The sequence below is a fragment of the Phenylobacterium sp. 58.2.17 genome (genome assembly GCF_026411515.1).
Taxonomy (GTDB): Bacteria; Pseudomonadota; Alphaproteobacteria; order Caulobacterales; family Caulobacteraceae; genus Phenylobacterium.
Genome location: NZ_JAPMTQ010000055.1, coordinates 1 through 7,785, shown reverse-complemented (window position 1 = coordinate 7,785; position 7,785 = coordinate 1). Strand labels below are relative to the sequence as shown.

Here is a 7,785-nt window from a genome sequence, read left to right as displayed (position 1 = left end):
CCGCCGCGGGGGCGCGGCCGAGCCGCGCGCGGCCTCTAAACGACCACCACACCACCCCCCCCCCCCCCCCCCCCCCCCCCCCCCCCCCCGCCGCGAAGGACGCCGACCTCGCCATCGTCTTCGCCGACCAGTGGTGCACCGAGGCCGAGGACCTGCCGACCCTGTCGCTGCCCAACGACCAGGACGCGCTGATCGCCGCCGTCGCCGCCGCCAACGCCAAGACGGTGGTGGTGCTGGAGACCGGAACTCCGGTGACCATGCCGTGGCTCGACGACGTGCAGGCGGTGCTGCAGGCCTGGTATCCGGGCGCGCGCGGCGGCGAGGCCATCGCCCGCGTGCTGTTCGGCGAGGTGAATCCCTCGGGCCGGCTGCCGATCAGCTTCCCGCGCGACGTCGCCGACCTGGTCCGCCCGGAGATCCCGGGCATGATCTTCGGCCCGCCGGTCGAGGGGAAGACCCTGCCGACCTCGTTCCCGAACGTGCAGCAGCACAAGGGCCGCTTCTCGGTCCCGCATCCGGAGGGCGCGGACGCCGGCTATCGCTGGTTCGCCAAGACGGGCCGGCCGACCCTGTTCCCGTTCGGCTTCGGGCTGTCGTACACGCGCTTCGCGCATGGCCCGGTCAGCGTGAGCGGCGGCGAGAGCCTGGAGGTCAGCTTCGACGTGACCAACACCGGCGACGTCGCCGGGATCGACACCCCGCAGGTCTACGCTTTCGTCACCGGCGCGGACGGCCAGGAGAGCCAGCGGCTGATCGGCTGGTCGCGGGTGGCGCTGGCGCCGGGCGAGACCAAGCGCGTGAGCGTCACCGCCGATCCGCGGCTGCTGGCCAACTACGACGTCGCCCTGCCAGGCTGGCGGGTGGCGGCCGGCGAGGTCGCCGTGGCGGTCGGCAGCTCGGCCGAGACCCTGGGCCCGCGCGCCAGCGCGGCGCTCGCGGCGCAGACGTTGAAGCCCTGAGATCCGTTGAGCTCTCCTCCGCGCGTCCCGGCGAAAGCCGGGATCCAAGCGGACTGGCCGTATCGCGAGTTGCAATCCAGCTTGGGCCCCGGCCTTCGCCGGGGTGAGCGGGTGGGGATGGCGTCTACGGCTTCGGATACGCCACCGGATACGGGCCCGAGAGGTCCTTGTAGCGGTCGCGCAGTTCGATCTGGCGGGAGGTCAGGGGTTGGGCCTGGCCGCGGATGAAGATCGCGGTCGGCTGGCTGAGCGGCTCGAACGGGTCGGCGGTCCAGATCACCAGGTCGGCGTCCTTGCCCGGCTCCAGCGAGCCGACCTTATCGGCGAGTCCGAACACCTTGGCCGGATTGATGGTCATCGCCGCCAGCGCCGCCTGGTAGGGCATGCCGTAGGACACGGCGTTGCCGGCGTTGTAGCGCAGCTCGCGGATGCGGTGGGCGCCGCCGCTGCCTTGCAGGATCACGGTGACGCCCGCCGCGTGCAGCTTGCCGGCGTTCTCCAGGCTGGCGCCGAGGGTCTGGAAGGTCTCGGGCCGGTCCGACAGCGGGTCGACGATGACCGGGACGCCGGCGGCGGCGATCTCGCGGGCCGCCATCCAGCCTTCCTCGGCGCCGGAGAGGATGACCTTGATCTTTTCCTCGCGGGCGAACTTGAGCACCGCGCGGATGTCCGAGGCCTTGTGGACCACGGCGATGATCGGCATCCGCCCCTCGACCACCGGGATCAGGGCCTCGAGGTCGGTCTTGGACAGCGCCAGGTCGCGCACGCCGGCGCGGTCGTAGGCGGCGCGGTTGCGCATGTAGTCGCGCACGTCGCGGAAGGCGGTCTGCAAGGCGACGATTTCGGCGCCGCGCGCGCCGCCGGCGACATTGGCCCCACCGTCGCCGAACGGCACCACCATGCCGACCTTGGGCTTGACCAGGATGTCGGTCGCCTCGCCCAGGTGGATGACGGCGGCCTGGCCGGCGAACAGGGCCGCGGACTTGGTGCCGCCGCCGCCGCCCGCGGTCATCAGCTCCTCGCCGTCGTCGGCGTGGAAGTCGGCGCCGCCGCCTCCGCCGCCGGCCGAGATCGGGGTGACCACGGCGCGGGTGATGCCCGCCATCCGCGCCACCGGGATCAGGGTCGAGGCCGGGTTCAGCGCGTACTGGACGTCGAAGGCCGCGCCGATGTCGGGATTGTTGGCCACCACGTCGTCGCCGAGCGAGCGGACTTCGACGGCGCCGAGCAGGGCGTTGGGGGCGATGAAGCCGGGCGTGACGACGCCGCCTTGAGCGTCGATCACCTGCGTGCCGGGCGCGAACGCCAGCCGGACGGTGGTCTGGTCGAGGACGGCGGTGATCTTGCCCTTGTCGATCAAGACCAGGCCATGGGCGATCTCGCCGGCCGGACCGGCGGTGAGGACGCGGGCGTTGGTGATGGCCACGGTCTGCGCGAGCGCCGGGCCGGCGAGGGCGGCGGCCAGCGCCGCCAGGCTAACGACAAGCTTACGCATCAGCGGCCCGCTCCCTGGCCGAGTTCGAAGTCCGACTTGGGCTGATAGCGCGGGTCGCGCCGATCATAGGCGAGGCCGCCGTCCAGATAGACGCGCTCGGCCTTGGCGTAGATCGAGAAGGGGTTCTTGTCCCACAGCACCACGTCGGCGCGCTTACCGGGCTCCAGGCTGCCGGTCTCTTTCTCCAGGCCGATGGCCTTGGCCGGGTTGAGGGTGATCCACTTCATCGCCTCGCCCTCGGTGATCTGGTAGCCGGCGGCGCGACCGGCGGCCAGCGCCTCGGCGGCCTCCTGGTTCAGCCGCTGGATCACGTCGGGGTCGTCGGACTTGATGACCGCGCAGCCGCCGGCCGCGTGGATCATCGGGGCGTTGGCCTCGACCGCGTCCCAGGCCTCCAGCTTGGAGCCCCACCAGTTGGCCCAGGTCGCGACGCAGATGTCTTCCTTGGCCAGGATGTCGGCGATCTTGTAGGCCTCCAGCGCGTGGTGGAAGGCGGTGATCTTGTAGCCGAACTCGTTGGCGACCCCGATCATCTGGACCATTTCGTCGGCCCGGTAGCAGTGGTTCTCGACCAGGATCTCGCCCTTGAGCACGCCGGCCAGGGTCTCCAGCTGCAGGTCGCGCTTGGGCGGGTCAGCCTTTTCGCCGCGGTCAGCCTTGGCGCGGTAGTCATCCCACTTGCGGGCGTAGTCGGCGGCGTTGATCCAGGCGGTGCGGTAGCCGGCGACATTGCCCATGCGGGTCGACGGGGCCCGGTTGCGGCTGCCGTAGACGCGCTTGGGGTTCTCGCCGCAGGCCATCTTCAGGCCGTAGGGCGCGCCGGGGAATTTCATGTCCTGGACGGTGCGGGCCGGAATGTTGCGCAGGGTGACCGAGCGGCCGCCGATCAGGTTGCCGGAGCCCGGCAGCACCAAGAGGGTGGTGACGCCGCCGGCGCGAGCGAGGTTGAAGCCGGGGTCCTGTGGCCAGACCGAATGCTCGGCCCAGACGCCGGCGGTGTTGGGGTCGGTCAGCTCGTTGCCGTCCGAGTGGGCCGGCACGGCGGGCGAGGGATAGACGCCTAGGTGCGAGTGGGCGTCGATCAGGCCGGGGGTGACGAACTTTCCGGCGGCGTCGACCATGTCGTAGCTGGCCGGGGGAACGATGGCCGCACCGACGGCTTCGATCTTGCCGTCGCGGATCAGCACCACGCCGCGGTCGATCTTCTCGCCGGTCCCGGTGAAGATGGTCGCGTCGACCAGGGCGGTCGGGCGGCTGGGCAGCGGTCGGTAGGTCGAGGCGTAGGCGTCCTCGCCGCGCCCGGAATCCAGCCCCTTGGGCAGGGGCCCGGCCTTGGCGGCGTCGCCGGCGGCCGGCTTGCTGGAGGTCGCCGCCGTGGTGGCGCAACCGCTGAGGGCCGCGGCCGCGAACACCGCGACCGCCGTCGTCAGAACTCTCATCTTGAAGGAACCCATCCCCTGCGAACTGGCGCGGACGATAGGACGGAACCTGCGCCGCGGGGAAGGCTGGGCGGACGAATTTACGACGAAGCCGGGCGCGGCGGGGGCGGATCTTGCCTGCTTGGGGCGTCATCCCGGTTTCGGCGCAGCCGAAGACCGGGATCCATGAACGCCGGATGGATCAGGATGCGGCGCAGCCGCGCCAAGCAACCCGAGGTCAGGTGCGAATGGATCCCGGTCTTGCCTCGCAAACCGGGATGACACGCTTGTCGGTCAGCAGTCGCCGATACGTTCGGCGGTGATCTTCATGGTGGTTTCCTTCATGGCCGGGGTCGGGGCCGGGTCCATGACGGTCTTGGCGTCGACCGTGTAGCGGCTGGTGAAGTCGCCGGAGATACGGCTGTCGGTGATCACCTTCATGCCGCCCTGGATGGTGCAGACGCTGTGGCCGACGATGTCGGCGCCCTCGCGGCGATAGGACTGCTCGGCGCAGGTGACGCCGGCCTTCTGCTTGGCCGCGTCCATGTCCTTGAAGCTGGTCTGGGCGACGCAGGTCTCGACGGTGACCGGCTTGGGGGCGGCCGACAGGGTGGTGGTCATCTTCCACTTGCCGGGCTTGGGGCCCTCCAGGTCGGCGGCGGCGAGGGCGGGAGCGGCCGGCGCCGCCGGCGCGGCGGGGGCGGCGGCCTCCGGGGCCTTGGCGGCTTCCTCCTTCTTGGAGCAGGCGGCGGCCAGGACGGCGACCAGGGCCAGGCTGAGTGCGATACGCATGCGTTTCTCCATGTTGGTCCGACCACCCCCAGGGCGTATCGGCCAAGCCACAACGCACGAAGCGCGACCATGGCGCCACGGAATATGCGGCGCGGCTCGGGTGTTTCGGCGCTTGCCATTTTTCAAACGCCCGTTCATCAGCATCGCACGATGTCCGACGATCTGACCGAAGTGCAGGCCGCCGTCGTTCCCGACGGCTTTGTGATCAACCTCTGGCAGCGCGGTTTCGGCCGCACCGTCGGCCCGTTCTATTCCAAGCGCGACCCCGCCACGAACGACGAGATCATGGCGTTCCGGGTCGAGGAGCACCACGCCAACGGCATGGGCAACTGCCACGGCGGCATGCTGATGAGCTTCGCCGACATGGCCTGGGGGCGGGTGATCTCAAACCAGCGCGAGATCGGCTGGGTGACGGTGCGGTTGACCACCGACTTCCTCTCCGGCGGCCACATGGGCGAGTGGATCGAGGGCTCCAGCGAGATCATCGCCGAACAGGACGACGTGTTCACCGTCCGTGGCCGCATCTGGTGCGCCGAGCGCACGCTGATGACCGGCACCGGCGTCTACAAGGGCATCCGCTCGATCCAGCGCAAGCCGGGCGAGCGGGAAAAGAGGGGCGAGTAAGGCCATGGCGATGGATCCCGCGATCAAGGAAGGCGCGCCGGTCGGCTACTATGACGACGACCGCCCGGTTCCGAGCGAGCCCGGCAGCCTGCCGCCGGAAGTCCAGGCCCCGCTGCTGCCGTTCCGCGGCCGCGAGCCGGACGCCCCGGCCTGGTTCCTCGACGCCATCGCCCAGGAGCCGGAGCGCAGCTTCGTCACGTCCAAGGGCAGCAAGCTCGAGCTGCTGACCTGGGGCGAGGTCGGCAAGCCGGGCCTGCTGCTGGTGCACGGCAACTCGGCCCATGCCGACTGGTGGAGCTTCATCGCGCCGTACCTGGCCAAGGACTACCGCGTGGCCTCGATGTCGCTGGCCGGCATGGGCGCCTCGGACTGGCGCGAGACCTACGCCTTCCAGGACTTCGCCGAGGACGCCGAGGCCTGCGCCCAGGCGGCCGGGCTCTACGCGGCCGGCAAGCCGGTCTATGTCGGCCACTCGTTCGGCGGCAGCCAGGTGTTCTTCGCCGCGGCCGCGCATCCGGACCGGATGAAGGCGGCGATCATGGTCGACGTCGGTTTCGGCGGGCCGCCGCCCGACAGCCCCGAAGGCAAGCGCATGCTGGAGGATCAGGCCAAGCGGGTCGCCAACATCCCGACCCCGGACCGCGCGCAGAAAGTCTATCCGACCATCCAGGCGGCGTTGGCGCGCTTCCGGTTCATGCCTCCCCAAGCCGCAGGCAACCTGTTCATCGCCGATTTCATCGCGCGCCGCTCGCTGAAGCGCGCGCCGATGGAGGACGGCTCGGGCGAAGGCTGGACCTGGCGGTTCGACCCGAACATGTGGAACAAGCTCGACCGCACGGCGATGAACCAGATGATGGTCGGCGGCAAGCCCAAGGTCGAGGTGCCGCTGGCGCACATCTTCGGCGACCGCTCGGTGATCATCACCCGCAAGGTCGAGGGCCAGATCACGCCGCTGCCTGACGACATCCTGGAAATCGCCATCCCCGACTCGGCCCACCACGTCATGGTCGACCAGCCGCTGGCCCTGGTGGCGGCGCTGCGTTCGCTGCTGGCGGTGTGGCCGGGCTGACACAGGCCGCGCCAGGAACCCTTGAGGCCGGCCTACGGTTCGTGTAGGTCCGGCGACAACAGAATTTTCGAAGAGAGAGACGGCCCCGCCATGGCTTCCGAATACCACCGCGGCGACATGGACATCCACGAGCAGACCTCGACCTACCACCTGTTCGTCATGCTGACGAAGTGGGGTTCGCTGTCGCTGGCCGCGCTGCTGGTGTTCCTGGTTCTGGTGTTCTGCACCCCGACCAGCTTCGTCGGCGCGCTGGCGGTCGGCGTGATCATCTCGGTCGGCGGCTTCCTGGTGCTGCGCGAGCACGGCGGCGACGACGCCCACTAAGCGCGACTCACCAGTCTGATCTGAAAAAGGCGGGCGCCGGCGACGGCGTCCGCCTTTTTGCGGTCGTGAGCTAGTCCAGCAGCGCCTGGATCGAGGCCAGGTCCAGCTCCGCGGCGGCGGCCTTGAGCTTGGGCTCCAGGATCTTGTGGCCGTGGCCGCCGGGGATCGGCGTCGAGATCGCCACCAGCTGGATCGCCCCCTTGCGCGCGCCCTTGTCGAAATAGTCCGGGTTTAGGCGGACATAAGGCGCCGCGCCCTTGGCGCAGTCGCCAAACAGCTCGCGCAGGCGCGAACTGGCGCAGGCCGGGGCGGCGAGCTGCGGCCCGGTCAGGGACGCCCGGGTCGTCGCCAGGCGCGTGTCGCCAGGAATCTCCTTGGCCAGCCAGTCCAGGTACTGGCCCTTGGTCATCGGCGCATAGGGCTGGCGGCCCGGCTTGGCGATCAGGATCACCTGGCGGACGCCGACCTGGAACACCGGGAAGCCCTGGATCGAGGCCATCTTCAGCGGCAGGTCGCGCGGCTGGTCGAGGCGGTCGCCGTTGTCGTTGGGGTAGATGGCCGCCAGGTTATTGAACCGGATCTGGAAGGTCGGGCCCTCCAGCCGGCCCATATAGGCGCCGGCCGCGTCGGGCTTGGCCCCGGCCTCCAGGTCGATCATCTGCGGGATCATGGTGACGCGGCCGAGGAACGGCTGGCCCTGCGGCTGGTCGCTGGGCGGGCTGTCGATGGTCAGCGAGCGGGTGATCGAAAAGCCGCGCGGCTGATGCAAGGTCGGGGTGGCCAGCACCTTGTCGACGATCGTCCCGGCCTTGGCCGTGAAGGCTTTCACCTCGGCGGGCGGCAGGGCGCCGATCACCTGGACGCTGAACGGGGCGATGCGGCCCTTGGCGGCGGCCGAGGCCGGGCTCTGCTCGGCCAGGGCGGGGCCGGCGGCGGCGAGGGCGGCGGCGGTCAGGAGGAGCCGGCGCACGGCTAGCAGCCCTTCTCGGTCATCAGGGAGCGGACGCGCTCCAGGCGGCGCGCTTGGGGCCCGGCCGGCGGCGGGGCGCTGTCGCCGGAAGCCGAGGCCGCTTGCGCGCCCGCGGCCCGCATCGCGTGCTGGGC

8 protein-coding genes are annotated in these 7,785 nt (G+C 70.5%); 4 read left to right on the top strand and 4 right to left on the bottom strand.

Going from position 1 to position 7,785, the window contains the following annotated elements; all coding sequences use genetic code 11:
- A partial coding sequence (locus OUA97_RS21050; protein WP_267234014.1) for a glycoside hydrolase family 3 C-terminal domain-containing protein occupies positions 1-959 on the top strand: 959 nt, incomplete at its 5' end.
- 124 nt (positions 960-1,083) lie between these two features.
- On the opposite strand, the gene OUA97_RS21045 is transcribed toward OUA97_RS21050, so the two are convergent.
- From OUA97_RS21045 to OUA97_RS21035, 3 genes are all read right to left on the bottom strand, one after another.
- Positions 1,084-2,454 (bottom strand): amidohydrolase family protein, encoded by a 1,371-nt coding sequence (locus OUA97_RS21045; RefSeq protein WP_267234013.1) that lies wholly within the window; start codon positions 2,452-2,454, stop codon positions 1,084-1,086.
- A complete protein-coding gene (locus OUA97_RS21040) occupies positions 2,454-3,893 on the bottom strand; it encodes an amidohydrolase (protein WP_267234012.1) in 1,440 nt (479 codons plus the stop codon). The genes OUA97_RS21045 and OUA97_RS21040 overlap by 1 nt, the downstream gene beginning before the upstream one ends.
- A 273-nt stretch (positions 3,894-4,166) precedes the next feature.
- Complete coding sequence (locus tag OUA97_RS21035) at positions 4,167-4,664, bottom strand: DUF3617 domain-containing protein (RefSeq protein WP_267234011.1); 498 nt, start codon at positions 4,662-4,664, stop codon at positions 4,167-4,169.
- 150 nt (positions 4,665-4,814) lie between these two features.
- On the opposite strand from OUA97_RS21035, the gene OUA97_RS21030 reads away from it, so the two are divergent.
- From OUA97_RS21030 to OUA97_RS21020, 3 genes are all read left to right on the top strand, one after another.
- Positions 4,815-5,288: a PaaI family thioesterase gene (locus OUA97_RS21030; protein WP_267234010.1), complete on the top strand. Its 474-nt coding sequence runs from the start codon at positions 4,815-4,817 to the stop codon at positions 5,286-5,288.
- 4 nt (positions 5,289-5,292) lie between these two features.
- Complete coding sequence (locus OUA97_RS21025) at positions 5,293-6,357, top strand: alpha/beta fold hydrolase (protein WP_267234008.1); 1,065 nt, start codon at positions 5,293-5,295, stop codon at positions 6,355-6,357.
- Positions 6,358-6,447: 90 nt separating this feature from the next.
- Positions 6,448-6,681, top strand: a complete 234-nt coding sequence (locus tag OUA97_RS21020; protein WP_267234007.1) for an aa3-type cytochrome c oxidase subunit IV — start codon at positions 6,448-6,450, stop codon at positions 6,679-6,681.
- A gap of 70 nt (positions 6,682-6,751) precedes the next feature.
- Here the strand turns inward: OUA97_RS21020 and OUA97_RS21015 are convergent, their stop codons facing one another.
- Complete coding sequence (locus OUA97_RS21015) at positions 6,752-7,651, bottom strand: hypothetical protein (RefSeq protein ID WP_267234006.1); 900 nt, start codon at positions 7,649-7,651, stop codon at positions 6,752-6,754.
- Positions 7,652-7,785 lie beyond the last annotated feature (134 nt).

Coding starts and splice junctions, on each gene's coding strand:
- OUA97_RS21045 (WP_267234013.1), bottom strand. CDS start 2,454: ATGCGTAAGCTTGTCGTTAGCCTGGCGGCGCTGGCCGCCGCCCTCGCC.
- OUA97_RS21040 (WP_267234012.1), bottom strand. CDS start 3,893: ATGAGAGTTCTGACGACGGCGGTCGCGGTGTTCGCGGCCGCGGCCCTC.
- OUA97_RS21035 (WP_267234011.1), bottom strand. CDS start 4,664: ATGCGTATCGCACTCAGCCTGGCCCTGGTCGCCGTCCTGGCCGCCGCC.
- OUA97_RS21030 (WP_267234010.1), top strand. CDS start 4,815: ATGTCCGACGATCTGACCGAAGTGCAGGCCGCCGTCGTTCCCGACGGC.
- OUA97_RS21025 (WP_267234008.1), top strand. CDS start 5,293: ATGGCGATGGATCCCGCGATCAAGGAAGGCGCGCCGGTCGGCTACTAT.
- OUA97_RS21020 (WP_267234007.1), top strand. CDS start 6,448: ATGGCTTCCGAATACCACCGCGGCGACATGGACATCCACGAGCAGACC.